Annotated in this window: 21 protein-coding genes; 6 read left to right on the top strand and 15 right to left on the bottom strand. The window is 67.0% G+C overall.

Annotated features, from left to right (window positions below):
• Positions 1-21: 21 nt before the first annotated feature.
• From U1872_RS07580 to U1872_RS07570, 3 genes are all read right to left on the bottom strand, one after another.
• Positions 22-3,333 (bottom strand): TonB-dependent receptor domain-containing protein, encoded by a 3,312-nt coding sequence (locus tag U1872_RS07580; RefSeq protein ID WP_332792276.1) that lies wholly within the window; start codon positions 3,331-3,333, stop codon positions 22-24.
• A gap of 197 nt (positions 3,334-3,530) precedes the next feature.
• Positions 3,531-4,703 (bottom strand): acetyl-CoA C-acetyltransferase, encoded by a 1,173-nt coding sequence (locus U1872_RS07575; RefSeq protein WP_332792275.1) that lies wholly within the window; start codon positions 4,701-4,703, stop codon positions 3,531-3,533.
• A 26-nt stretch (positions 4,704-4,729) separates the two neighbouring features.
• Positions 4,730-5,809: an alpha/beta fold hydrolase gene (locus tag U1872_RS07570; protein ID WP_443025347.1), complete on the bottom strand. Its 1,080-nt coding sequence runs from the start codon at positions 5,807-5,809 to the stop codon at positions 4,730-4,732.
• A gap of 20 nt (positions 5,810-5,829) precedes the next feature.
• On the opposite strand from U1872_RS07570, the gene phaR reads away from it, so the two are divergent.
• Both phaR and U1872_RS07560 read left to right on the top strand, forming a co-directional pair.
• Positions 5,830-6,423 carry a polyhydroxyalkanoate synthesis repressor PhaR gene (phaR, locus tag U1872_RS07565; protein ID WP_332792273.1) on the top strand — a complete coding sequence of 198 codons (594 nt, stop codon included), beginning with the start codon at positions 5,830-5,832 and terminating at the stop codon, positions 6,421-6,423.
• 3 nt (positions 6,424-6,426) lie between these two features.
• A complete protein-coding gene (locus U1872_RS07560; RefSeq protein ID WP_332792272.1) occupies positions 6,427-6,606 on the top strand; it encodes a hypothetical protein in 180 nt (59 codons plus the stop codon).
• Positions 6,607-6,751: 145 nt separating this feature from the next.
• On the opposite strand, the gene U1872_RS07555 is transcribed toward U1872_RS07560, so the two are convergent.
• From U1872_RS07555 to U1872_RS07530, 6 genes are all read right to left on the bottom strand, one after another.
• Positions 6,752-8,284 (bottom strand): TadA family conjugal transfer-associated ATPase, encoded by a 1,533-nt coding sequence (locus U1872_RS07555; RefSeq protein ID WP_332792271.1) that lies wholly within the window; start codon positions 8,282-8,284, stop codon positions 6,752-6,754.
• Positions 8,285-8,614: 330 nt separating this feature from the next.
• The gene (locus U1872_RS07550) at positions 8,615-8,866 is read right to left on the bottom strand and encodes an ATP synthase F1 subunit epsilon (RefSeq protein ID WP_332792270.1); all 252 of its coding nucleotides are present in this window, start codon (positions 8,864-8,866) and stop codon (positions 8,615-8,617) included.
• Between the two features lie 187 nt (positions 8,867-9,053).
• A complete protein-coding gene (gene atpD, locus U1872_RS07545; RefSeq protein WP_332792269.1) occupies positions 9,054-10,526 on the bottom strand; it encodes a F0F1 ATP synthase subunit beta in 1,473 nt (490 codons plus the stop codon).
• 19 nt (positions 10,527-10,545) lie between these two features.
• Positions 10,546-11,433, bottom strand: coding sequence for a F0F1 ATP synthase subunit gamma (locus U1872_RS07540; RefSeq protein ID WP_332792268.1), 888 nt, complete (start codon positions 11,431-11,433; stop codon positions 10,546-10,548).
• Positions 11,434-11,524: 91 nt separating this feature from the next.
• Positions 11,525-13,054: a F0F1 ATP synthase subunit alpha gene (gene atpA, locus U1872_RS07535; RefSeq protein WP_332792267.1), complete on the bottom strand. Its 1,530-nt coding sequence runs from the start codon at positions 13,052-13,054 to the stop codon at positions 11,525-11,527.
• 3 nt (positions 13,055-13,057) lie between these two features.
• Positions 13,058-13,612 (bottom strand): F0F1 ATP synthase subunit delta, encoded by a 555-nt coding sequence (locus tag U1872_RS07530; RefSeq protein ID WP_133186361.1) that lies wholly within the window; start codon positions 13,610-13,612, stop codon positions 13,058-13,060.
• Between the two features lie 255 nt (positions 13,613-13,867).
• On the opposite strand from U1872_RS07530, the gene ada reads away from it, so the two are divergent.
• Both ada and U1872_RS07520 read left to right on the top strand, forming a co-directional pair.
• Positions 13,868-14,917: a bifunctional DNA-binding transcriptional regulator/O6-methylguanine-DNA methyltransferase Ada gene (ada, locus tag U1872_RS07525; RefSeq protein ID WP_332792266.1), complete on the top strand. Its 1,050-nt coding sequence runs from the start codon at positions 13,868-13,870 to the stop codon at positions 14,915-14,917.
• The gene (locus tag U1872_RS07520) at positions 14,914-15,390 is read left to right on the top strand and encodes a DUF1203 domain-containing protein (RefSeq protein ID WP_332792265.1); all 477 of its coding nucleotides are present in this window, start codon (positions 14,914-14,916) and stop codon (positions 15,388-15,390) included. The genes ada and U1872_RS07520 overlap by 4 nt, the downstream gene beginning before the upstream one ends.
• On the opposite strand, the gene U1872_RS07515 is transcribed toward U1872_RS07520, so the two are convergent.
• Entirely contained in the window at positions 15,379-16,971 is a 1,593-nt protein-coding gene (locus U1872_RS07515) for a S1C family serine protease (RefSeq protein WP_332792264.1), read from the bottom strand. The genes U1872_RS07520 and U1872_RS07515 overlap by 12 nt on opposite strands.
• Positions 16,972-17,176: 205 nt before the next feature.
• Between U1872_RS07515 and U1872_RS07510 the strand changes: the two genes are divergently transcribed.
• Positions 17,177-17,986, top strand: coding sequence for a GAF domain-containing protein (locus U1872_RS07510; protein ID WP_332792263.1), 810 nt, complete (start codon positions 17,177-17,179; stop codon positions 17,984-17,986).
• A gap of 10 nt (positions 17,987-17,996) precedes the next feature.
• On the opposite strand, the gene U1872_RS07505 is transcribed toward U1872_RS07510, so the two are convergent.
• On the bottom strand, positions 17,997-20,174 hold the full coding sequence (locus U1872_RS07505; RefSeq protein WP_332792262.1) for a primosomal protein N': 2,178 nt from the start codon (positions 20,172-20,174) through the stop codon (positions 17,997-17,999).
• Positions 20,175-20,346: 172 nt separating this feature from the next.
• Between U1872_RS07505 and U1872_RS07500 the strand changes: the two genes are divergently transcribed.
• Complete coding sequence (locus U1872_RS07500) at positions 20,347-21,231, top strand: tyrosine recombinase XerC (protein ID WP_332792261.1); 885 nt, start codon at positions 20,347-20,349, stop codon at positions 21,229-21,231.
• Between the two features lie 140 nt (positions 21,232-21,371).
• Here U1872_RS07500 and U1872_RS07495 read toward each other — a convergent pair whose 3' ends face one another.
• From U1872_RS07495 to rsmI, 4 genes are all read right to left on the bottom strand, one after another.
• Positions 21,372-21,971, bottom strand: coding sequence for a DedA family protein (locus U1872_RS07495; protein WP_332792260.1), 600 nt, complete (start codon positions 21,969-21,971; stop codon positions 21,372-21,374).
• A gap of 177 nt (positions 21,972-22,148) precedes the next feature.
• Positions 22,149-23,099: a glutathione synthase gene (gene gshB / locus U1872_RS07490; RefSeq protein WP_332792259.1), complete on the bottom strand. Its 951-nt coding sequence runs from the start codon at positions 23,097-23,099 to the stop codon at positions 22,149-22,151.
• A gap of 68 nt (positions 23,100-23,167) precedes the next feature.
• A complete protein-coding gene (locus U1872_RS07485) occupies positions 23,168-23,569 on the bottom strand; it encodes a YraN family protein (protein WP_332792258.1) in 402 nt (133 codons plus the stop codon).
• Positions 23,570-23,659: 90 nt separating this feature from the next.
• Positions 23,660-24,493 (bottom strand): 16S rRNA (cytidine(1402)-2'-O)-methyltransferase, encoded by an 834-nt coding sequence (gene rsmI, locus U1872_RS07480; protein WP_332792257.1) that lies wholly within the window; start codon positions 24,491-24,493, stop codon positions 23,660-23,662.
• Between the last annotated feature and the right edge of the window lie 4 nt (positions 24,494-24,497).

The following is a 24,497-nucleotide window of genomic DNA, read 5'->3' as shown; positions in this document are numbered from 1 at the left end:
CGTGAAGGTATTCGTGCTCGATCAGAACCGAGCGCGGAAGCCTGCATGGTAGGCCCGACCGTTGTACCGGTAGATCGCCGTGCCAGCGCCGTTCGCCAGTGTCCCGAGCGGCGGAAGCTGGTTGAACACGTTGTCGACGCCGGCATAGAGCTGGAACGCGTCCTTCTTGCCCTTGTTGCCGATGTCCCAGGTCATCTGGAGGTCGGAATAGGTGATCACCGGATATTTGATCGGCGCCGATGCATCGCTATTCGCCGGCGGGAACCCGTTGACCGAGTTGAAGTTGGCGTAAGAGGTCACATATTGCGGACCGATTAGATGGAGGCGGTAGCCGAAGGTGACCGGGCCGATGCCCAGATCGGTATCCCACTGGAATTCGTCAGTCGGGTTGCCGACGTTTTCGAGATTGTGCGTCTCGAAGTTCGGATTGGTCGGATCCTGATAGTCGCTGTTCGTCAGCGTTTTGACGTAGATCATGTTGGTGTTGAACTTGACGTTCGCCGACAGGTCCGTGTGGTACGCGACCTGGAAATCGATGCCCTTACGAACACGCTTTGCAAAGTTGAGCGGTGCCTGGACCAGCGAATTGGCGAGGATCTGGCCTGGCAGTTCGCCCGCCGGACCGGTGCCCGCGCCCAGGTAGCGCGAAAAGGCCGAGCAGAACACGTTGTTCAGCGTTGCCGAGTCGTAGCACTGGTTGACGATCGTCTGCGCGGCCACCGAGACGATGATGTCTTTCACCTGGATGTTGTAATAATCCACAGTGATCGACAGGCCCGGGATGAAGCTCGGCTGCAGGACCCCACCGAACGTCCACGAGTCCGAGGTTTCCGGCTGCAGGTTCGGGTTGCTACCGCTGACGATCGGGAGCGAAACGCCGTTTACGAGATTGGTCCGCTGTGCTGCGGTCAGGGCCGCGGTGCAGTTGGCCGTGCGATTGGCGCCGTTGGCGCCGATGTTGTTGGCCTGGCACGGATCCTGGAAGTTGTTCGCGAAGTTCGGGACCAGCGGGAAGCCGGTCTCCGAGACGTTCGGTGCACGCACCGCGCGACCATAGTTGGCGCGGAAGCGGATGTCGCGGATCGGCGCCCACTGCACGCCACCATTGTACGTCCAGGTCGAGCCGAGGCTCTTGCCGTAATCCGAATACCGGCCTGCACCGGTGGCGCTCAGTTCCTTGAAGAAGGGCACGTCCTTCAGGATCGGCACCTGGATTTCGCCAAAGGCTTCCTTCACCACGAAGGCGGGCGGGTCGAACAGGGGGATCGAGACGCCGTTGGTGTAGCCGTCCGTGACGAACGGATCCTGCCGGTAATAGGCCTTCTCGCGACGATATTCACCGCCGAGCGCGAAGCGGACAGGGCCACCGGGAAGTTCGAACAACTGGCTCGAATCGCCGTTGACGAAACCCTGGATGTCCAGCTGGGTGAGCTTGGCCTTCGCATCGAACGCACGCGAGAAGTAGGCGACCGAGGCGCTGTTGTCCGAGCCACCGAACGGATTGTAGGGCTTGCACGCCGCGATGTCCGCCGCCAGACGGGCCGCGTTGACCGCCGCGTCGCCCGAACCGGCGCGCTGGATCGCGATCGCCGAGGCCGGATCATATTGCGCACGGCACTGGATCTGGCCGTTGGCCGGGTTGCGGCCGGCATCCATCGCGAGCGAGAAGCGCTGGCGATCGATGAAGCCGTTGGTGTTGGTCGTCTGGTTGAACTCGCCATAGTTCGCCGAGATTTCGTACGACCAGTCGTCGTTGAACTTGCCGCGCAGACCACCGACGACACGGAAGGTGTCGCGCGTGAACTTCTCGTCGCGCAGACCGACGTCGAGCAGGTTGCGGGCGAGCTGGAAACGATACGACCCATCCGCGATCGCGGCGCGGTTGGCGGCGGTGAGGTTGCCCGGGATCAAATTGGGCACGGCCGCCGTGCCGATGTTCGTCGTGCTCGGGCAGGTCGCGGTCAAACTGGTGTTGCAGTTCGAGGCGAGAATGAGGCCCGCCAGCGTGGCGCGGTCGGCCGGATTGAGGAACGGGTTGTCGATGCGCGGACGCTCGCGTGCGTCGCCGACGTTGCCCGTGTTGCCCGAGCCGGTCTGAATGAAGGACGGTCCGGCATTGTTGCCGAGCGCCTTCACACGATCGAACTTGGCTTCGAGGAACACTTCGGCCGCCGGCGAGAATTCATAGTGCGACAGCAGGTTGAAATTGTACCGCTCGAGGAACGGCAGGATCGAGACAGTCTGGCCTTCGCGGCCGGTCGCGCCGTTGCCGCCGACGATGCCGCCCGTCGGACCCGAGCCGAAGCGCGCGCCGGTCTGCGGGGTCAGGCGGCCATCCTGCGTGAAGATGTAGGTGCAGTTATACGGCGTGCCGCTGCTGTTGGGGCCGCCGTTGGTCGGCAGCGTACCGGTTCCGCAGGCGGCGATGCCGGGGGTCTGCTGAATCGGTATCAGGCCGTACGGATTGTTCGTCGCGCTGCGGACATCGCGCACGAACACCGCGTCGGGGAATCCGTCGCTGCCGTTGGCCAAGCCGCTGGGATCGGTGTCGACGGTGAAGATGCCGTTGTTCTGGCGATCGAACGGAATGTCGGATGCGAACACGCGATCCTGATGCGAGAATTGGCCGCTGATCGTGATGTTGCCGCGGCCGTCCGCGAAGGTGTGGCCGGCGACGGCGGAAATGAACTGGTTCGCGCCGAAGCCGGGCTCGTTGACACTCGTCGAGCCGCGGACCTGAAGGCCATTATAGTCGCGCTTCAGGACGAAGTTGACGACGCCCGCGATCGCGTCCGAACCGTAGACGGCCGAGTTGCCGCCGGTCACGATGTCGACGCGCTCGATCAGGTCGTTCGGGATCGAGTTGACGTCGGGCGATACCGCGTTGACCAGGATGTCGGCCGCGACGTGGCGACGGCCGTTGACCAGAACGAGCGTGCGCGAGGTGCCGAGACTGCGGAGGTCGAGCAGGTTGAGGCCGCCGATGCCGATGCCCGAACCGGGATTCTGCTGCGAGAAGCTGCTGGCAAGCTGCGGCAGGTCGTTCAGGACCGAACCGATGTTGGTCTGGCCGTTGGCGAGCATGCTTTCGCCGCTGATCGACGTAACCGGGACGTCCGACACCAGGTTCGGGCTGCGAATACGCGAGCCGGTGACGACGATCGACTCGTCCTGGCTCCTGTCCTGCTGGTCCGTGGCGGCCTCAGGTGCTGTACCGCGTGGCGCGCTCGATTGGTCGGTCGGCGTCGTTTGCGCGAAGGCTGCGGTCGGAAGGGTGGCGACCAACGCTGCGCTGCTCAACGCCGTCGCGGATAGGAGTGCTCGAAGCTTCATGTACAATATCCCCGTTTCCGGGCGGCGATTGGGCCTGCCCGGTTGGGGGTAACAAATGAGAAATATAGGTCCGGCGCAACCCCTTCTTATCGGAAACATGAACCTAAGCTGACAGTTTGTTAAACCTGTGACCAATTCGTCACAGATCCGTTGCATTCACGGAATGAATGCAACGGCCCACCGCATCTGCCCGATTCCTATCGCTCGACGCAGACGGCAATCCCCATTCCGCCGCCAATACAAAGCGTTGCGAGTCCCTTCTTCGCGTCGCGCTTGGCCATCTCGTACAGCAAAGTCGTCAGCACGCGCGCGCCCGAGGCGCCGATCGGGTGGCCGATCGCGATCGCGCCGCCATTCACGTTCACGCGCTCGGGATCCCAGCCGAGCTCCTTGCCGACCGACAGCGCCTGCGCCGCGAACGCCTCGTTGGCCTCGATCAGGTCGAGGTCGGCAATGCTCCACCCGGCCTTTTCCAGTGCGCGGCGCGTCGCGGGAACCGGGCCAATCCCCATGATCGAAGGATCGACCCCGGCCGATGCCCAGCTCGCGAGCCGCGCGAGGATCGGCGCGCCGCGCTGCTCGGCCTCGGCGCGCGTCATCAGCACGAGCGCGGCGGCGCCGTCATTGAGGCCGCTGGCGTTGGCGGCGGTGACGGTGCCGTCCTTCTTGAACGCCGGACGCAGGCCCGCAACGCTCTCGAGCGTCGCACCGGCGCGGATATATTCGTCGTCCGAGACGATCGTGTCGCCCTTGCGGCCCTTGATGGTGACGGGCGCGATCTCGTCACGGAAGCGGCCGGCGGTGCGCGCGGCCTCGGCGAGGTTCTGCGAGCGGACCGCGAACACGTCCTGCGCCTCGCGCGAGATCTGGTACTGCTCGGCAAGGTTCTCGGCGGTGATGCCCATGTGATAATTGTTGAACACGTCGGTCAGCCCGTCGCTGATCATCGTGTCGACCATCGTGACGTTGCCCATCTTGGTGCCGCCGCGCAGGTTCTGTGCGTGTGCGCTGAGCGACATCGATTCCTGGCCGCCGGCGACCATGATCCGCGCATCGCCACACGCGATCGACTGCGCCGCCAGCGCCACCGCGCGCAGGCCCGATCCGCACACCTGGTTGACGCCCCAGGCGGGGATTTCCTTCGGCACGCCCGCCGCCATCGACGCCTGCCGCGCCGGATTTTGCCCCTGGCCCGCGGTCAGCACCTGACCGAGGATAACCTCGGACACTTCGTCGCCGGAAACGCCCGCCTGCGCCAATGCCGCCTCGATCGCGATCCGGCCGAGCTCGTGCGCGGGGGTGGCCGCGAATGCGCCGAGGAAGCTGCCGACGGGGGTCCGCTTGGCGGCGGTGATGACGATATCGTGCATGGCGCGTCTCCGGATAGGTTTGGCGGTTATCTAGCCGCGGGAAGGGCATTTAACCAGCCCGACAGTGGTTCCCACAGTTGCGCGCGCGCGCCGCGGCCGACGATCATGCCGACATGGCCCGCGCCCAGATCGCGCCGGTCGGCCAGGTTCGCGGCGCTTGCTGCGGGGACGATCCGATCGTTCATCGACACGAAGTCGATCGCCGCGCAGCGCAGCGCCGCCGGGGTGATCGCGGTGCCGCCGATCGTCCAGTCGCCGCTGCCGGGCCGGTCCTGCGCGATGCAATCCTCAAACAGTTGCCGCCCCGTCGCGAGCGGTAGCGGGGCGCCGGCATTGGCCCAATCTTCGAGCGCGACGAAGCTGCACGCCGCGGCGCTGTCGGGCGCGAGCGCGGCGAACGCCTCATATTTGGCGATCGTCCGAGCCGGGTCGAGCCTCCAGAACCCCGCCTGCAACACCTCCATCGGGACCAGCCCGAGCGCTTCGCACGCCGGTTTCGCGGTTGCCCACAAGGCCGCTATGTCGTCGCGCGCGCGCGCGCCATAGCCGGTGAAATGCCACGGCGCCGCGATCAGCGCGACCCCGGCGACCGGCGCGAGGCACGCCGCCGCCAGCGCCAGCGTCCCGCCCAGGCAATAGCCGACCAGCACCGGCGGTTCGGCAAACTTGGCGATCAGCGGCAGCAGGATGCGGGCAACGTGCGCATCGAGGTCGAGCGCGTGCGCGGCGGGCCCGTGTGTCCCCCAGTCGAGCAGGAACGGGCGATGGCCCTGGCTGGCGAGCCAGCGCAGCAGCGAGACGTCGGGCTGCAGGTCGAGAATATGCGCCGGGTTGATCAGCGACGGGATGACGATCACCGCGCGCCCGGTCGCACCCTTGGCGCCATAGTCGCGCAGCCGCGCCTGGCCCTTGCGATACCGCGCCGGCATCGCCTTGCGCGCGCGGCCGCGCGGCGCCGCCTGATAGGCGCGCAGGCCCGCCAATGCCGCAGCGCGGCGTTCGGGCGATGCTGCGGTTTCTTCGCGCAACATATCGAGAAACAAGGGAAGGGGGCGCGGGCCGTGTTGCGATGCGGTATCGAAAGATGATAGGTTCGCTACAAACATGGTACGGGGAGCCAATCTTCATGAAGAAGACCATCCCGGGCGACGGCCCGGTCACGATCAAGAAGTACGCGAACCGCCGACTCTACAACACCGAGACCTCCTCTTACATCACGCTAGAGCATCTTGCTGCGATGACGCGCGAGGGGCGGGATTTCAAGGTGCTCGATGCCAAGTCCGAAGAGGACATCACCCACAACATCCTGACGCAGATCATCATGGAAGAAGAGCAGCGTGGCCAGACCATGCTGCCGGTGAACTTCCTGCGCCAGCTGATTGCGATGTACGGCGATTCGATGCAGGCGATGGTGCCGGGTTATCTCGAAGCCTCGATGGACAGCTTCCGCCACAACCAGCGCCAGTTCAAGTCGGCGGTCGAGGGTGCGTTCGCGCAGTCGCCGTTCGCCAACACGCCGCTTGCCGAGATCGCCAAGCAGAACATGGCGATGTTCGAGGCGGCGACCGCCGCGTTCAAGCCCGGCGCGGTGCCCGGCGCGGTGCCCGGTGCGGAGGCGAAACCCGCCCCGGCGGCCGCGATGAGCAAGGATGACGAGATTGCGGCGCTCAAGGCCGAGCTCGGCCGGTTGAACGAGAAGATCGAGAAGCTCGGCGACTGAGGCATGGTCTGGTGGATTGCCGCGGGCGTCGCGGTCTTGGTGGCGGTGCTGGCCGGCGTCGCCGACTGGCGGCGCGACCGGCGCGATGATCTCGATCGCGTCGGCTGGGTCGATTGGCGCTCGACCCAGATGTTCGCGCTGATCGCGGCGGCGGGATGCGCGATCATCGCGCAGCACGGGTAGCGAACGGCTTCGGCCGCTTGCGCGGACCCTAATACCGTTCGCCCTAAGCCTGTCGAAGGGCCCTCCCCGCTGGCGAAGGGCCCGCGTGTGGCGCGTGGGGCTTCGACACGCTCAGCCCGAACAGAGATTGGCGTTCGCGTGCCCCTTACAGGCACGCCTCGAGATACGCCTGGTCGAAGCCGAACGTCCGCGCCTTTTCGAGCGTGTAGGGCCGCAACCCCATCGAACGATATTCGCCGATGATCTTCCCATCGGCCGATTCGTCGAGATATTCGAACTTGAACAGCTCCTGCGTGACGATCACCGGGCCTTCCATGCCGATCACCTCGGTGACGTTGGTCACGCGGCGCGAACCGTCGCGCAGGCGCTTCACCTGGATGATCATTTCGACCGAATCGGCGATCTGGCGCGAGATCGCTTCCTTGGGCACCTTGATGTCGGACATCATCACCATGTTCTCCATACGCGCCAGCGCCTCGCGCGGCGAGTTGGCGTGGAGCGTACACATCGAGCCGTCGTGACCGGTGTTCATCGCGGCGAGCATGTCGAAACACTCGCTGCCACGGATTTCGCCGAGGATGATGCGATCCGGGCGCATACGCAGCGCGTTCTTGACGAGATCGCGGATGCTGATCTCGCCCTGGCCTTCGAGGTTGGCGGGGCGCGTTTCGAGCGGGAGCCAGTGCGGCTGCTGCAGGCGGAGTTCGGCCGCGTCCTCGATCGTCAGCACGCGCTCGCCCGGGTCGATCATCTTCGACAGCGCGTTGAGCATCGTCGTCTTGCCCGAGCCGGTACCGCCCGAGATGACGACGTTGAAGCGGCACGCGCCGGCGATCTTCAGCGCGGTCGCCATCTTCGGGCTCATCGACCCGAAGCCCGCCATCATGTCGAGCGTGATCGGCTTGGCGGAAAATTTACGAATCGAGATCGCGGTGCCGCGCAAGGAGAGCGGCGGGACGATGACGTTGACGCGGGAACCGTCCTTGAGGCGGGCGTCGGCAAGCGGGGTGGTCTGGTCGACGCGACGGCCGACCGAGTTGCAGATGCGCTGTGCGATCTGGAAGAGATGCTCCTCGTCGCGGAACTGGATCTGCGCGAGCTCGAGCTTGCCCTTGCGCTCGACATAGGTCTGCTCGGGGCCGTTGACCATGATGTCGGTGATGTTCGGATCGGCGAGCAATTCTTCCAAGGGCCCGAGCCCGAGCAGTTCGTCGACCAGCACTTTTTCGAGCGCGAACTGCTCGCGCCGGTTGAGCGTCAGCTTCAGCTCGGCGAGCACTTCGCCGATGATCGGGCGGAATTCCTCGGCGAGCTCGTCCTTGTCGAGCGTCGCCGCCGCCTCTGGGTCGACGCGTTCGAGGAGGCGCGGAAGCACCTGCTCCTTGATCTTGTGGATCGAGCTTTCGAAACCCTCGACTTTCGAGCTGCCGGCATCGCCCGACAGCGCTTGGCGATCGGCCAGCCGCTGCATCGCATCCTGCTGCATGCCCGGCATGGTGCCGAGCGGATCGACGTCGAGCGACGGCATGCCGGGCAGCGGCGGGAATTGCTCGCCTGCGGCCGGCCCCGCTTCGCCATCTGCCGGACGCGATCCACCACCCTGCATCGGGCGCGCTACGCCGAACGCGGGACGCGTCCCCGCACCTGCCATGCCTGGTCGACGCCCAAATGCACTCATGCGGCCTGCTTCCTTCTCATCCGCACCGACGTAGCGTGCAAGCTTTTACAATCTCCTAACCACGCGAACGGGGGGCACAGGGACGGGAATTCACTATGTGTTGAAGGGCCGCCGCGGGCGTTTGCCGGGCTTGGCCGCGGATCCGCGGCGCACGCGGTATCGTTCGGGCATGGCATCGATGCCGGAGTGAGGAGCGCGGAGGTCGGTGCGGACCAGCGCGCACCTTTCTGGAGATTTGATCCGCCGGTACGCGCCGGCGCAGGCCTTGCGCAAGTAAGCAGTCGATGGCGGCGGCGCCTCGGCGTTGGGCGGAAGCGGCGACCGCTGCGTTTAAAGCGTGCGTTCGGCCAGAACGGTCAGGCCGCTGGTCGAGACCTCGGCGAAACCGCCTTCGATCGCGATCAGTTCGGGCTCGCCCTTTTCGGTGCGATAGACCGACAGCGCGCCGTCGCGGATCGTCGACATGACGGGCGCATGGCCCTCGAGCACGCCGAAATCGCCCTCGGTGCCGGGGACGACGACCATATAGACCTCTTCAGACCGGACGAGCGTTTCAGGGGTGACGAGTTCGAAGTGCAGCATGTCTTGTCCTTCTCCAGGCCCTCTCCCGCTTGCACGGGAGAGGCTACGGAGACTTGGGCCGCATTCTTCATGCGGGCCTAGTCGAAGTCGGTGAGGGTCTTCTTCTTGTCCGCAGCGCGGCGAAGAAGAAGACACTCACCCAACCCTCTCCCGCGAAGGCGGGAGAGGGCTAGTAAGGTAAGAAGCGTTACGCTTCCTTGGCCATCTTCTCGGCCTTGGCGATCACTTCGTCGATGCCGCCAACCATGTAGAAGGCGCTCTCGGGAAGGTGATCATACTCGCCGTCGACGACGGCCTTGAACGACTTCACGGTGTCTTCGACCTGGACGAACTTGCCGCTGATGCCGGTGAAGACTTCGGCGACGTGGAACGGCTGCGACAGGAACTTCTGGATTTTCCGCGCGCGCGACACGGTCGACTTATCTTCTTCCGACAGCTCGTCCATGCCGAGAATCGCGATGATGTCCTGCAGCGACTTGTAACGCTGAAGGGTTTCCTGAACCCGACGCGCCGTGTCGTAATGCTCCTGGCCGACGATCGCCGGGGTTAGCACGCGCGAGGTCGAGTCGAGCGGATCGACCGCCGGGTAGATGCCCAGCTCCGAAATCGCGCGGTTGAGGTTAGTCGTTGCGTCCAAATGGGCGAACGAGGTTGCCGGCGCCGGATCGGTGAGATCGTCTGCCGGAACGTAGATCGCCTGCACCGAAGTGATCGAGCCCTTGTTCGTGGACGTGATGCGCTCCTGCAGCGCGCCCATGTCGGTCGACAGCGTCGGCTGATAGCCCACCGCCGAAGGAATACGGCCGAGCAGTGCCGACACTTCCGAACCCGCCTGCGTGAAGCGGAAGATGTTGTCGACGAAGAACAGCACGTCCTGGCCTTCGACATCGCGGAAATATTCGGCGATCGTCAGGCCCGACAGCGCGACGCGGGCGCGCGCGCCTGGCGGCTCGTTCATCTGGCCGAACACGAGCGCGACCTTCGAGCCCTGGGGCGTCGGGTTGCCGTCGGCATCCTTGGCGATGACGCCTGCGTCGAGGAACTCGTGGTACAGATCGTTACCCTCACGGGTACGCTCGCCGACGCCGGCGAACACCGAGGTGCCGCCGTGGCCCTTGGCGATGTTGTTGATCAGTTCCTGGATCAGCACGGTCTTGCCGACGCCGGCGCCGCCGAACAGGCCGATCTTGCCGCCCTTTGCGTAAGGCGCGAGCAGATCGATGACCTTGATGCCGGTGACGAGAATCGCGCTCTCGGTCGACTGGTCGACGAAGAGGGGAGCCGGTGCGTGGATCGGCATCGTCTCGGTGTGGCCAACCGGACCGCGCTCGTCGATCGGCTCGCCGATGACGTTGAGGATGCGGCCGAGCGTCTGCGGGCCGACGGGGACGCGGATCTGCGAGCCGGTGTCGGTGACTTCCTGGCCGCGGGTCAGGCCCTCGGTCGAGTCCATCGCGATCGTGCGGACGGTATTCTCACCGAGATGCTGCGCGACTTCGAGCACCAGGCGGTTGCCGTTGTTCGACGTCTCGAGCGCGTTGAGAATCGCCGGCAGGCGATCCTGCTCGAAGGTCACGTCGACGACGGCGCCGATGACCTGGCTGATACGGCCAACGCTGTTCGTAAGCGCCGGGGCGAGTGTGTCTGGGGCGGTTGCCATGATGCTTTCCTCGTATCGACTACTTGAGCGCTTCGGCGCCGGAGATGATTTCCACCAGCTCGGTGGTGATCGCGGCCTGGCGGCTGCGGTTGTACTGGATCGTCAGGCGATTGATCATGTCGCCGGCATTGCGCGTCGCATTGTCCATCGCGGTCATGCGGCTGCCCTGCTCCGACGCGGCATTCTCGAGCAACGCGCCGAAGATCTGGATCGCGATGTTGCGCGGCAGCAGCTCGGCGAGGATAGATTCCTCGTCGGGCTCATATTCGACCGCGGCGGTTGCCGACGATGCGGCGACGTCGTTCGCGGCGGACGGCAGCGCGACCGGAATGATCTGGCGGCCGACCGGCTCCTGCACCAGCGCCGACTGGAAGCGGGCGTAGAACAGATGCGCGACGTCGAATTCGCCCGCCTCGTACCGCACGATCAGATCGTCGGTGATCGCCTTGGCATCGACGAAGGCGACGGTCTTGATGTGGCTCATCTCGTGATCGGTGAGGATCTGCGTCGGGAAGAAGCGCTTGATCACGCGGCCCTTCTTGCCGGCGATGTAGAACTTCACGGTCTTGCCGGCGCGCTCGAGCTCTTCGGCCTTGCGGCGCGCCGCACGGACGATGTTCGAGTTGAACGCACCTGCGAGGCCGCGCTCCGAGGTCGCGATCACCAGCAGATGGACCTGGTCCTTGCCGGTGCCGGCGAGCAGCTTGGGGCTCGATTCGCTGACGGTCACCTTCGATGCGAGGCTCGCCATCACCTGCTCGAGGCGCAAGGCGTAGGGACGCGCCGCGATCGCCGCTTCCTGCGCACGGCGCAGCTTGGCGGCTGCGACCATCTTCATCGCCTTGGTGATCTTCTGCGTCGACTTCACCGAGCCGATGCGGATCTTGAGGGCCTTTAGGCTTGCCAACTCGTTCTTCCCTTTTCCGTCATCCCGGCGAAGGCCGGGATCGCTCTGTTACTGAGCGGCCCCCGCCTGCGCCGGGGCGACGTGGTTGGTTTTACGCAAACGTCTTCGAAAACGCACCGAGCGCGGTCTTCAGCGCCTCGGTCGTCTCCTTCGACAGGTCGCGCTTGTCGCGGATGTCGGTGAGGAGATCGGCGTGGCTGCTGCGCATCTCGGCGAGCATCGCCTGCTCGTAGCGGACAACTGCGTTGACCGGCACGGTATCGAGGAAACCGTTGGTGCCAGCGAAGATCGACACGGTCTGCTCTTCGAACGGCATCGGCGCGAACTGCGCCTGCTTCAGCAACTCGGTAAGGCGAGCACCGCGGTTGAGCAGCTTCTGCGTCGAGGCATCGAGGTCCGAACCGAACTGCGCGAACGCCGCCATTTCACGATACTGCGCGAGCTCGAGCTTGATCGAGCCCGAGACCTTCTTCATCGCCTTGGTCTGGGCGGCCGAGCCGACGCGCGACACCGACAGACCGACGTTGATGGCGGGACGGATGCCCGCGAAGAACAGGTCGGTCTCGAGGAAGATCTGGCCGTCGGTGATCGAGATCACGTTGGTCGGAATGTAGGCCGACACGTCGCCTGCCTGCGTCTCGATGATCGGCAGCGCGGTGAGCGAGCCGCCCCCGTTGGCGTCGTTCATCTTCGCCGCGCGCTCGAGCAGGCGCGAGTGAAGATAGAACACGTCGCCGGGATAGGCTTCGCGGCCCGGCGGGCGGCGCAGCAACAGCGACATCTGGCGGTAGGCGACGGCCTGCTTCGACAGATCGTCATAGACGATGACGGCGTGCATGCCGTTGTCGCGGAAATATTCGCCCATCGCGCAACCGGTGTACGGTGCGAGGAACTGCAGCGGAGCAGGGTCCGACGCGGTTGCCGCGACGACGATCGAGTAATCCATCGCGCCCTGCTCGGTCAGCGTGCGGACGAGCTGAGCGACGGTCGAGCGCTTCTGGCCGACCGCGACGTAGATGCAATAGAGCTTCTTCGACTCGTCGTCGCCCTGATGCGCGGCCTTCTGGTTGATGAAGGTGTCGATCGCGACCGCCGACTTGCCGGTCTGGCGATCGCCGATGATCAGCTCGCGCTGGCCACGGCCGACGGGAACGAGCGCGTCGATCGCCTTGAGGCCGGTCTGGACCGGCTCGTTGACCGAGGTGCGCGGGATGATGCCCGGTGCCTTGACTTCGACGCGGCTACGCTGGGTCGTCTCGATCGGGCCCTTGCCGTCGATCGGGTTGCCGAGACCATCGACGACGCGGCCGAGCAGCGCCTTGCCGACGGGGACGTCGACGATCGTGCCGGTGCGCTTGACGACGTCACCTTCCTTGATCTGCGAGTCCGACCCGAAGATCACGACGCCGACATTGTCGGCCTCGAGGTTGAGCGCCATGCCCTGCACGCCGTTCGAGAATTCGACCATCTCGCCCGCCTGGACGTTGTCGAGCCCGAAGATGCGCGCGATGCCGTCACCGACGCTGAGCACCTGGCCGGTTTCCGAAACCTGCGCTTCGGTGCCGAAATTGGCGATCTGGTCCTTGATGACCTTCGAGATTTCTGCGGCGCGGATATCCATGACTTAACCTTTCATCGCGTGCGCGAGAGCATTGAGACGAGTGCGAATCGAGCTGTCGATCCGCTGCGAGCCGATCTGGACGACCAGACCGCCGAGGAGGGTGGGGTCGACCGAGAGATCGACCGAAACGTCGGTGCCGATGCGGGTGCGCAGCTGCTGCTTGAGCGCCTCGACCTGCTCTTCGGTGAGCGGATGCGCCGAAGTCACTTCCGCGGTCGTCTCGCCGCGGTGGCGCGCGGCCAGGTCGCGGAAGGCGCGGATGATCGCCGGGAGCTGCGACAGACGCCGGTTGTCGGCGAGCACGCCGAGAAACTTCGCCGTCGTATCGTCGACGTCGATCATCTCGGCAGCCGATGCGACGGCCTTCGCCGCCTGCTGGCGCGAGACGACCGGGCTGCCGATCAGCTGTGCGAACTCGCTCGACTGGGCGATCGCGGCGCGCACGCGGCCAAGGCTGGCCTCGACCGCGTCGATGCTTTTGGTGTCACGCGCGAGCTCGAACAAAGCGGTGGCATAGCGGCCGCTTAAGCTTGCTTGAATACCGCCGGATGCTTCCACGCGATTGAGGTCCTCTTGGGCACGAATGGTGGCCCCATGCAAAAAGAGGGCGCTGGGGAATGCGCCTTCAGATGGGATGGCGAGCGGTTAGCATCGGCGTGGACGGCTTGCAAGTCATGCGCACGGAGTGGCCCTATCGCCGCGAGTATTGGCCGCTCGGCTTGCTGAACGCCGCCTGAAGGACGCGCGCCCGTGCAGGTCTTTGAGCGCAAGGCGCGGGATGGCAGCGTGCGGTGACGCAGCTACACCATCAGCATGACAGACCCGCTCTCCCTCGACTCGCCGATCGATTCTCGCGCAGCCTGGGCGGCGTTCGAAGCGCGCGACCGCCATTCCGACGGGCGCTTCGTCGGCGCGGTGAAGACCACCGGCATCTATTGCAAGCCGAGCTGCCCGGCACGCCACCCCAAGCGCGAGAACGTCACTTTCTATCGCACGCCCGAGGCAGCGCGCACGGCCGGGTTCCGCGCCTGCCTGCGCTGCAACCCCGACGAGGTCGGGCGCGATCGCGTAGCCGTGGCGCGGGCGATCGCAATGCTCGAGGCGGCCGAGGCGCCCGTCGGGCTCGACGCGATCGCCGCCGCGGTCGGTTATGCGCCGCACCATTTCCACCGGCTGTTCAAGCGCGCGACCGGCGTGACGCCGGCGGCCTACGCCCGCGGGCTGCTGGCGCAACGCGCGGCGCGTGCGTTGACGCAGGAGCGCAGCGTGACCGAGGCGATCTACCAGGCGGGCTATTCCGCGCCGAGCCGATTCTACGAGACGGGCGCCAAGCGACTTGGGATGAGCCCGAGCGCGTGGGCGCGGGGCGGCGAGGGGGTGACGATCCGCTGGACGATCGCCGACACCAGCCTCGGCGCGATGCTGGTCGCGGCGACCGACAAGGGGCTGTGCCGCGTGTCGTTCGACGAAGACGAAGCGGCACTCCACGCGCGCTTCCCGCAGGCCGAGATCCTCCCCGGCGGTGCGGCGCTGGCCACGCTCGCAGCGCAGGTCGTCGCCAGCGTCGAATCGCCCGACCGCGACCGTGATCTGCCGCTCGATGTGCGCGGCACGGCGTTTCAGGAGGCGATCTGGCAGGCGTTGCGCGCCATCCCGCTCGGCGAAACGCGCAGCTATGCCGAACTCGCCGCCGCCGCGGGCAATCCCAAAGCGGTGCGCGCGGCGGGGACGGCGTGCGGCGCCAACCCCGTGTCGATCGTCGTGCCGTGCCACCGTGCGCAACGCGCCGACGGGACGCTCGGCGGCTATGCCTATGGGATCGATCGCAAGGTCGCGCTGCGCGACCGTGAAGGTGTGAAATGACGCGGTTCACGATCGACGGCCTCGATCCCGCGCCGTTCGTGCCGCTATACGGCCTGTCCGATGACGCACTGGCGGAGCGGGGCGCGCTGCGCATGACGGTCGATGCCACGCCGGGCTTCCCGTGCCGCATCTCGCTCGAGGATGCGGTGCCGGGCGAAACCGTCTTGCTGGTCAATTACGAGCATCTGCCCGTCGCCACGCCGTATCGCTCGCGCCACGCGATCTTCGTGCGCGAGGGCGCGCTCAAAGCTGCGCGCTTCGTCGACGAGGTGCCGCCGCAACTGGCGATTCGGCTGCTGTCGCTGCGCAGCTTCGATCGCGACGGCATGATGATCGAAGCCGATGTCGTCGAGGGCCGCGATCTCGCCGCGGCGATCGCGCGCTTCTTTGCCGATCCGCGCGCCGCCTATCTCCACGCGCACAATGCCAAGCCGGGCTGCTTCGCCGCCCGGATCGACCGGTTACCCGCCTGACGGCGGCGTGGCCGCAGCGCTGCCCGCCGCCGGGGTGCAGCTGTACACGATCTTCTCATTGGGTTGTGCCGGCAGGCTCGTGCGGATCGCGGCCTGTTGCGAGGCGAGGCTGGCGCGGCCCGCTTCGTCGGGCGAGCAGGCCTTGAGCGTCACCTGCGCGCGGATCTTGCGGATCGCGTCCATCTCGTCGGCGCCGAGGAAATAGCGCTTGGTGACATAGCTGCGCGTCGCCGGGTCGAATTGCAGCACCGACACCGTCTGCTCCTGCGCGGGGACGAGGATGCGGTCCCACTTGCTGCCATTCTCGGCATATTGCGTGCGGCCGTTCATGCAGCCGGCCTTGCCCCACTCGATCGTCGTGTCGGTGGTCGACGAGGACACGACGCGGCTGCGCTCGGGCACGAAGCGACATAGCAGCGTGCCGAGCGGCGCGGTTGACGACACGGCCGGTGCGGACGCCGCCTTGAGCGCCGCGCTGCTGCTCGGCAGCGCAACGCCGGTCGGGCGCAGCAGGAAGAGGACGACCGCACCGACCATCATCAGCCCGCCGAGCCCCCACGCCCAGATCGCCGCGCGCCGCAGCGCCTGCGCGTCGAGCAGGCCGCCCGCACCGACCGCGAGCGCGCCGAGCACCAGCACCAGCGTCGCGATCGCCATCACATTCTCGCGGTGCCGGTCGGCGGCATCGCGCGCGGCGACCAGGGCGGCCTCCTGCGCGAGCACGGCCTTGCCCGCGGCATCGCGCCGCGCGCTGTCGGCCAGCGCTGCGGCATTAGCGTCGGCCTGCGCCTCGACCTTGTCGATCTCGGCGATGCTCGTGCACGGCGTGCCAACCGCGGCATAGCTTTGCTTGGCGCGGATCAGGAAGGCGGTGAGCTCGCTATTGGCGATCGCGAAGCCGAAGCTCGAATCGCCCTCCTCGCCGCGCGTGATCGCGGAATTGACGCCGATCACGCGGCCGCACGGATCGAGCAGCGGCCCGCCCGAATTGCCGCGCGCGATCTGCGCGGTGTGGAGCATCACCGCGGTCCCCGACATCTGCCGCCGCCCCGAGAATACGCCCTCCGAGCGGATCGGCGAGAGCGGATGGATATAGTCGACCGCCGATTTCGCGGTGGCGAGATCGACATTGCCGGGATAGCCGAGCGCGGTGACCATCCCGCCTTCGTTGACTGGGCCGGTGTAGAGCGCGACGGTCGGCACCGGCTTGCCGGTGAATTCGATCAGCGCGAGATCGTGCACGGTGTCGAGCGCGATGATCTTGCCCTGATAGCTTTTCGAGCCCTCCGACGGGACGATCCCGATCACGACGTTGCCGGGATAGCGCGCGAGCAGTTCGACGACATGCGCGTTGGTGACGATGCGGTTGGGGCCGACCGCAAAGCCGCTGCCATGGCCGAAGCCGACCACTTCATCGTCGACGATCGCGATCGTGACGACGCGCACCACGCCGCGCGCGGTCGCCGAAATGTCGTCGGCGCGCGCCGGGGAGGCGGCGAGCATGGCAAAGCCGACGAGCGCGAGCATGGCGGCGAGGCCCGCGCGGAGCCGCGCGGCGAAGGAGCGAGTGAGCAGGATCATTCGCGCGATTCTGACAGGAAGCGCCCAGCGAGAATAGCGGAAAGTGGTTTTGCCGCCTGGCGCGATCTCGCGGGAGCGCTCTGGACCGCTCGCGGCGACTCCATCCTATAATAGACACAAGTTAATGCCGTAGTGGACCGCAAAGGGCGTTGTGGCAGTGTCACTTAGCGGTTGGCGATCCGGGGAAAGCAACGAAGGACCGACGATGTCGCTTGCCAGATCGTATCCCATACCCGCGAACGAGCCCGATCGGCTCGACGAGCTCGAGCGCTACGCTGTGCTCGACACGCCCGCGGAGACGGTGTTCGACGATGTCGTGCGGCTAGCGCGCAGCCTGTTCGGCGCCGAGTGCAGCCTGATCTCGTTCGTCGCCGACGATCGGCAGTGGTTCAAGGCGCGGTCGGGCTTCGGCTTGCAGGAGACGCGGCGCGAGGATGCCTTCTGCACGCATACGATCGCGGCGAATGCGGTGCTGGTCGTGCCCGACGCGCGCTGCGATTCGCGCTTCAGCAGCAACGCGCTGGTCGTCCGCGCGCCGTATATCCGCTTTTACGCCGGTGTGCCGCTGCGCACGCCGCGCGGGCTCAACATCGGCAGCGTGTGCGTGATCGATTCGGCGCCGCGCCGCGACTTCCGGGCGCATGAGTGCGAGCAACTGGAGCGGCTCGCCGCGATCGTCATGGCCGAGCTCACCAGGCGCGTGTCGCACTATCAGCGCCGGCTCGATGGCGACCAGCTCTCGCCGCTGCGCGGCCAGGTGAGCGGCTATGGGATCACGCCGCAGGAGGTCGAGATCGTCAGCATTTCGGCGCGCGGCGCGATGATCCGCGGGCCGAAGCCCGCGCTGCTCAAGGGCGACGAGCTGATCCTGACGATCGGCAAGATGGTGGTGGTGTCGAAGGTCACCTGGACGAAGGACACGCTCGAAGGGATCGCCTTCCATTGCCCGATCGACCCGCGGCTGGTCGCGCGCCTCAACGGCAAGATTACGCAAGCGTCCGGCGTGGCGCACTGAGCGCGCGCGGTCAGACGAAGCTGTAGGGATCGACGTCGACCACGACGCGCACCTTGCTCGGCCAGTCGAGCCCGCCGAGCCACTCGCGCACCACATCCTGCACCGCCAGCCCGCGCTTGGCGTGGATCAGCAGGCGGAAGCGGTGGCGCCCGCGCAACATCGCGAGCGGAGCGGGGGCGGGGCCATAGACTTCCATCGCCTCATGCACCGGCGCGCTGCGGCCGATCAGCCGCGCGGTTTCGAGCGCGGCCTGCTGGTCCTCGCTCGACACGACGATCCCGGCGAAGCGTCCGAATGGCGGGGCGTTGGCCTCGCGGCGATGCTCGGTCTCGGCACTGTAGAACGCCTCCGAATCGCCCGAGACGAGCGCCTTCATCACCGCGGCGTCGGGGCTGTGCGTCTGGATATAGACGTGCCCCGGCTTGGCGCCGCGGCCCGCGCGCCCGGCGACCTGGCAGATCTGCTGGAAGGTCCGCTCGCTCGCGCGCAGGTCGCCGCCGTCGAGACCGAGGTCGGCGTCGATCACGCCGACCAGCGTGAGGTTGGGGAAGTGGTAGCCCTTGGTGACGAGCTGCGTGCCGACGACGATGTCGATGTCGTGCGCCTCCATCCTTGCCACGAACTCGGCGGCCTTGGCGGGCGACCACATCGTGTCCGAGGTGACCACCGCGATCTTGGCGGCGGGGAACAGTTCGGTCACTTCGTCGGCGATCCGCTCGACCCCGGGGCCGACCGCGGCGAGCGTATCCTCGTTATGGCATTCGGGGCAGATCTTGGGGACCGGCTCGGTATGGCCGCAATGGTGGCACGCGAGCCGGCGGACGAGGCGGTGCTCGACCATCCACGCGGTGCAATTCGGGCATTGGAAGCGGTGGCCGCAGGTGCGGCACAGCGTCAGCGGCGCGTAGCCGCGGCGGTTGAGGAACAGGAGCGACTGCTCGCGCCGTTCGAGCGTCGCTTCCATCGCTTTCACGAGCCGCGGCGCGATCCAGCGGCCACGCTCGGGCGGTTCGGCGATCAGGTCGATCGCCTCGATCGCGGGCATCTCGGCGGCGCCCCAGCGGCCGGGGAGCTTGACCTCGGCATAGCGGCCGAGCGCGACCTGCTGGCGCGTCTCGATTGCGGGGGTAGCAGACGCGAGGATCACCGGGATCTCCTCGAACTTGCCGCGCATCACCGCGACGTCGCGGGCGTGATAATGCACGCCCTCTTCCTGCTTGAAGCTCGTCTCATGCGCTTCATCGACGACGATCAGGCCGAGGTTGGCGTAGGGCAGATACAGCGCAGAGCGCGCGCCGACGGTGACGAGCGCCTGCCCGCTGGCGATGCCGCGCCACGCGCGCCGCCGCTGCGACTGGCGCAGGCCCGAATGCCACGCGACCGGCTGGACGCCGAAGCGCGCGGCGAAGCGTTTGAGGAAGGGCTCGGTCAGCGCGATTTCGGGGAGCAGCACGAGGCACTGGCGGTTCTCGCGGATCGCCGCGGCGACCGCCTCGAAATAGACTTCGGTCTTGCCCGAGCCGGTGACGCCGTCGAGCAAGGTCGGCGCGAAGGCGCGCGCGGTGACGTCGGCGACGAGTGTGCTCGACGCAGCGCGCTGGTCGGGCGAGAGCGCCGGGATCGCGTGGTCGGGATCGGGGGCGGGGAAGGGGCTGTCGATATCGACCTCGATCGCCTCGAGTGCGCCGACTTTGACGAGCCCGCGGATCACCGCGTCGGACACGTCGCCGAGCGCGGCGAGCTCGCGGATCAGGCCCTGGAAGCTGCCGATCTTCTCGAGCGCCTGTTCGCGCTGCGGGGTGAGGCGTGCGGGGACGTCGCCGGTCGCGCGATATTCGGTGATCGTCTTGCTGCCCTCCAGCGCCGAGGTCGACGACAACGCCATCCGCACGACCGCCGCGGGCGACGCGAGGTAATAGTCCGCGGTCCATTCGATCAGCCGGCGCAGCGGTGCCGCGAGCGGTGGCACCGGGACGACGCCAACCAGGTTGCGCAGCCGGTTGTCGCCGACCTCGGCGTCGGAGGGCATGTTTTCGGGTTCCCAAACCACGCCGAGCAATTGTCGCGGCCCGAGCGGCGCGACGACGACCGAGCCCGGCTCGACGCTCATGCCATGCGGCACGCGGTAATCGAGCGGGCCAAGCGCGGAATTGAGGACGAGGACGCGGGCGCGGGACATGGAGCGCATATGGCGGGTCGCGGGGGCGGGTGCAAAGGGTTGAACTTCGGTCGCCCCTCCCCTTCAGGGGATGGGATGGGGGAGGTCTCGCAGAACGGGGCGCCGGTGACTTCCCCACCCCAACCCCTCCCCTGAAGGGGAGGGGCTTACGTGTGGCAAGCGCTGCGCTACACCCACAGCCATGTCCAACCTCCCCCGCCTCTACGCCGATCACCTCGCGCGCGACCGGCGTCGCTCGGTGCATACCGTGCGCGCCTATGAGGCGACCGCGACGCGGCTGTGCGGGTTTCTCACGCAGCATTGGGGCGAAGCCGTCGACCGCGCAGCGCTCTCCCAGACCGACACCGCCGATCTGCGCGCCTTCCTCGCCCAACGCCGCGGCGAGGGGCTGACCAATGCCTCCGCCGCGCGCGAACTCTCGGCGGTGCGCGGCTTCCTCGCCTTCGCGACGGGCGAGGGCACCACCCCGCGGCTCAAGGGCCCGCGCGTCAGGAAAGGCGTGCCGCGGCCGATCTCACCCGACGAGGCGGTCGCGCTTGCTGACGATGTGGCCGACGATGCCAGCGAGCCCTGGATCGGCGCACGCGATCTCGCGGTGTTGCTGCTGCTTTACGGCGCGGGCCTGCGCGTTGCCGAGGCGCTGTCGCTCACCGGCGCGGTGCTGCCGCTCGGCGCGACGCTCAGCGTGACGGGCAAGCGCGACAAGACGCGGATCGTCCCGCTGCTCCCGCAAGTGCGCGCGGCGGTCGAGGCCTATGTCGCGCTCAGCCCCTACGGCACCGCGCGCGACGCGCCGATCTTCCGCGGCGCGAAGGGCGGGCCGCTGTCCCCGCGGCTGGTGCGCCGCGCGGTGCAGGGCGCGCGCGTGCGGCTCGGGCTGCCCGACCGCACGACGCCGCATGCGCTGCGGCATTCGTTCGCGACGCACCTGCTCGGGCGCGGCGCCGATCTGCGCGCGCTGCAGGAATTGCTCGGCCATGCGAGCCTGAGTTCGACGCAAATCTACACACAGGTCGATGCGGCGCATCTCCTCGACGTTTACCGCAACGCGCATCCGCGGGCTTAGGCCGCTTCGACCTTCCCACCCGTTCGCCCTGAGCCTGTCGAAGGGCTGCTCTCCCCTGGCGCGCGGCGCGCAGGAGGAGGGCAGGGCTTCGACAAGCTCAGCCCGAACGGATGGGGGATCGCGCTCGAATTTAAGCGCTTCTAGGCGCGTGGCTTCCAGCGCAGCAGTCGCCAGACATAGCCGCCAATGATCGCCACCGTCAGCGCGATCGCGGCGGGGCCGATGAAGCGATCGAGCTCGCGGAAATTGGCGCCGAGGTAATAGCCGGCAAACGCCAGCCCGGTATTCCAGATCGCCGAGCCCGCCGCAGTCCACAGCAGGAAGCGCGCGTGCGACATCCGCGCCATCCCCGCGGGCAGCGACACCATCGTGCGAAAGGCGGGCATGAAGCGGAACACGAACACGACCCATTGCCCGCGCGACTGGAAGAAGCGCTCGAGCGCGACGACATGCTGCCAGTCCAGCGTCAGCCAGCGGCCATAGCGATCGACGAACGGCCGCAGCCGGTGATAACCGAGCCGATAGCCGATCGCGTACCAGAAATAATTGCCGACGACCGTCCCCACCGTGCCCGCAACGATCAGCGGGACGAGCGTCATCTGCCCGCGTGCGACCGCGATCCCGCCGAGCCCCATGATCACTTCGGACGGGATCGGCGGAAAGACGTTTTCGAGCACCATCAACACGAAGATGCCGAAATAGCCGCCCCACGCCGTGAGGTTGACGATGAAGTCGGTCACGCATTCCCCTCCCGCTTGCGAGCGGCAGGTGAAGGATGCCCCGCATCCTTCAGGTCAGGTCGTGGGCCTGACCGACCTGACGCTGGGTTAGGGGAGGGGCTGTACGCGAGATTGGCGGGGGCGGTGGAAAGGAGGACAGGCCCTCCCCCAGCCCCTCCCGCAAGCGGGAGAGGAGCTTTAGGCACGCACTTTGCGCTCGATCGCATCCCAGATCAGCCCGGCGACATCGGTGCCGTCGAAGCGCTCGATCGCGACGATCCCGGTCGGCGAGGTGACGTTGATCTCGGTCAGCCACTCCCCGCCGATCACGTCGATCCCGACGAACAGCAGCCCGCGCTTCTTGAGCTCGGGCCCAAGCACCGCGCAGATCTCTCGCTCTTTCTCGGTCAGTTCGGTCTTCACCGCCGACCCGCCGACCGCCAGGTTCGAGCGGATCTCGCCTTCGCCGGGCAATCGGTTGATCGCGCCGGCGACCTCGCCGTCGATCAGCACGATGCGCTTGTCACCCTTGGCGACGGCGGGAAGGAACGCCTGCACCATGTGCGGCTCGCGCCACATCGTGTTGAACACCTCGATCAGCGCCGAGAGGTTCGCGCCGTCCGCCCCGACCTTGAAGATCGCCTTGCCGCCATTGCCGTGGAGCGGCTTGATGACGATTTCGCCATGCTCGCTAAGGAAGGCGCGCGCTTCGTCGAGGCTGCGCGTGACGAGTGTCGGCGGCATGAACTGCGGGTAGTCGAGCACGAACACCTTTTCGGGCGCGTTGCGCACCGAGGCGGGGTTGTTCACGACGAGCGTCTTGTGCGCGATCCGCTCGAGCAAATGCGTCGCGGTGATATAGCCGAGGTCGAACGGCGGATCCTGCCGCATCAGCACGACGTCGGCCTCGTCGCCGAGATCGAGGCTGACGGGCTCGCCAAAGCTGTAATGATCGCCGACGACGCGCTGCACCGTGACCGGATCGGCCTTCGCCCAGACGCGGCCGTTCGAATAGTTCAGGTCTTCGGCGCTGTAGTGGAACAGTTTATGCCCGCGCTCCTGCGCGGTGAGCATCAGCGCGAAGGTCGAATCGCCCGCGATGTTGATATGCGCGATCGGGTCCATCTGGACGGCGACTGTCAGGCTCATCGATATTCTCCGTCCAAATGACGTGAGCGCAGATAGGGGGCGATGGCCGCGCTGTCACCCGCTCGGCCTCAGCCGATCCACGCATTCTCGATGTGGCGCGGCCGCGTGCCGGGCGCGAGGAGGATGACATCGACGCGGATGTCATCGCCTGGGCCGGCATATGTCGCCATGAGATATTCGGCGGCTGCGGCGACGCGGGCGAGTCGGCGCTCGTCGATCGCATAATCGAGTTCGGCCGAGGTGGCGCGCATTTTGACTTCGACGAAGGCGACGAGCGTGCCTTTGCGGGCGATCAGATCGACTTCGCCGGCGGGCGTGCGCACGCGGCGCGCGAGGATCTGCCAGCCCTTGAGGCGGAGCCACCAGCCGGCCAGGCGCTCGCCGCGGCGACCGGAGGCTTCGGCAGCTTGCCGCTTGGCATTCCCCTCCCGCTTGCGAGAGGGGCTAGGGGAGGGGATGTCGCGCGGCACGCTCTCAGAGTGCCCTCCCCCAGCCTCTCCCGCAAGCGGGAGGGGAGTAAGAAGAAGCCCCTCCCGGAAGCCGGAGGGGAGTCAGAAGTATCAGGCCTTCAACTCAAGCGCCCGCGCGTAGAGCGTCTTGCGATCGAGCCCCAGCGCCTTGGCCACTTCGCTCGCTGCCTGCCCGGTCGACAGCCGCGTCAGCGCCTCGGTCAGCGCGCTGTCGGCATCGGCCGCGCTCGCCGCCTCGGGTGCGCCGGGGCCGGCCACCACGACAACGATCTCGCCCTTGGGCGGCGCATCTGCATAGCGCGCGGCAAGCTCAGACAACGTCCCCGTCACCGCTTCCTCGAAATGCTTGCTGATCTCACGCGTCACCGCCGCCTCGCGATCCCCGAGCCCTTCGGCGAGTGCCGCGAGCATCACGCCCAAGCGCGGCCCCGATTCGTACAGCACCAACGTCGCGCGCACCGCCGCCACCTCGGCGATCGCGGCGGCGCGCGCCTGCGCCTTCGACGGCAGGAAGCCGAGGAACAGGAAGCGGTCGGTCGGCAAGCCGGCAAGCGTCAGCGCCGCCACCGCCGCGCACGGCCCCGGAATCGTCCACACCGTATGCCCCGCCGCGCGCGCATCACGCACCAGCTTGTAGCCCGGATCTGAGATCAGCGGCGTCCCCGCGTCCGACACCAGGGCCACCGCCTCGGTCCCCATCCGCGCGATCAGGCCGGGGCGGACGTCCTCGGCATTATGGTCGTGATACGGCGTCATCGGCCGCTTCACGCCGATATGGTTCAACAGCTTGCCCGTCACCCGGCTGTCCTCGACCGCGATGATCGCGGCGTGGCTGAGGATATGCGCCGCGCGCGGCGAGAGATCGCCGAGATTGCCGATCGGGGTGGCAACGATGTAGAGGCCGGGGGAAAGATCAGGGTTCATCAGG

The sequence above is a fragment of the Parasphingomonas frigoris genome (genome assembly GCF_036663815.1).
In the GTDB taxonomy this organism is placed as follows: Bacteria; Pseudomonadota; Alphaproteobacteria; order Sphingomonadales; family Sphingomonadaceae; genus Sphingomonas.
The sequence above is the reverse complement of the archived record's forward strand: the minus strand, read 5'-3'. Positions and strand labels throughout refer to the sequence as shown.

Coding starts and splice junctions, on each gene's coding strand:
- U1872_RS07505 (WP_332792262.1), bottom strand. CDS start 20,174: ATGCGCTCCATGTCCCGCGCCCGCGTCCTCGTCCTCAATTCCGCGCTT.
- atpD (WP_332792269.1), bottom strand. CDS start 10,526: ATGGCAACCGCCCCAGACACACTCGCCCCGGCGCTTACGAACAGCGTT.
- U1872_RS07555 (WP_332792271.1), bottom strand. CDS start 8,284: ATGAGTGCATTTGGGCGTCGACCAGGCATGGCAGGTGCGGGGACGCGT.
- phaR (WP_332792273.1), top strand. CDS start 5,830: ATGAAGAAGACCATCCCGGGCGACGGCCCGGTCACGATCAAGAAGTAC.
- U1872_RS07570 (WP_443025347.1), bottom strand. CDS start 5,809: ATGTTTGTAGCGAACCTATCATCTTTCGATACCGCATCGCAACACGGC.
- U1872_RS07515 (WP_332792264.1), bottom strand. CDS start 16,971: ATGATCCTGCTCACTCGCTCCTTCGCCGCGCGGCTCCGCGCGGGCCTC.
- U1872_RS07520 (WP_332792265.1), top strand. CDS start 14,914: ATGACGCGGTTCACGATCGACGGCCTCGATCCCGCGCCGTTCGTGCCG.
- atpA (WP_332792267.1), bottom strand. CDS start 13,054: ATGGATATCCGCGCCGCAGAAATCTCGAAGGTCATCAAGGACCAGATC.
- rsmI (WP_332792257.1), bottom strand. CDS start 24,493: ATGAACCCTGATCTTTCCCCCGGCCTCTACATCGTTGCCACCCCGATC.
- U1872_RS07580 (WP_332792276.1), bottom strand. CDS start 3,333: ATGAAGCTTCGAGCACTCCTATCCGCGACGGCGTTGAGCAGCGCAGCG.
- U1872_RS07510 (WP_332792263.1), top strand. CDS start 17,177: ATGTCGCTTGCCAGATCGTATCCCATACCCGCGAACGAGCCCGATCGG.
- U1872_RS07560 (WP_332792272.1), top strand. CDS start 6,427: ATGGTCTGGTGGATTGCCGCGGGCGTCGCGGTCTTGGTGGCGGTGCTG.
- U1872_RS07500 (WP_332792261.1), top strand. CDS start 20,347: ATGTCCAACCTCCCCCGCCTCTACGCCGATCACCTCGCGCGCGACCGG.
- gshB (WP_332792259.1), bottom strand. CDS start 23,099: ATGAGCCTGACAGTCGCCGTCCAGATGGACCCGATCGCGCATATCAAC.
- U1872_RS07550 (WP_332792270.1), bottom strand. CDS start 8,866: ATGCTGCACTTCGAACTCGTCACCCCTGAAACGCTCGTCCGGTCTGAA.
- ada (WP_332792266.1), top strand. CDS start 13,868: ATGACAGACCCGCTCTCCCTCGACTCGCCGATCGATTCTCGCGCAGCC.
- U1872_RS07575 (WP_332792275.1), bottom strand. CDS start 4,703: ATGCACGATATCGTCATCACCGCCGCCAAGCGGACCCCCGTCGGCAGC.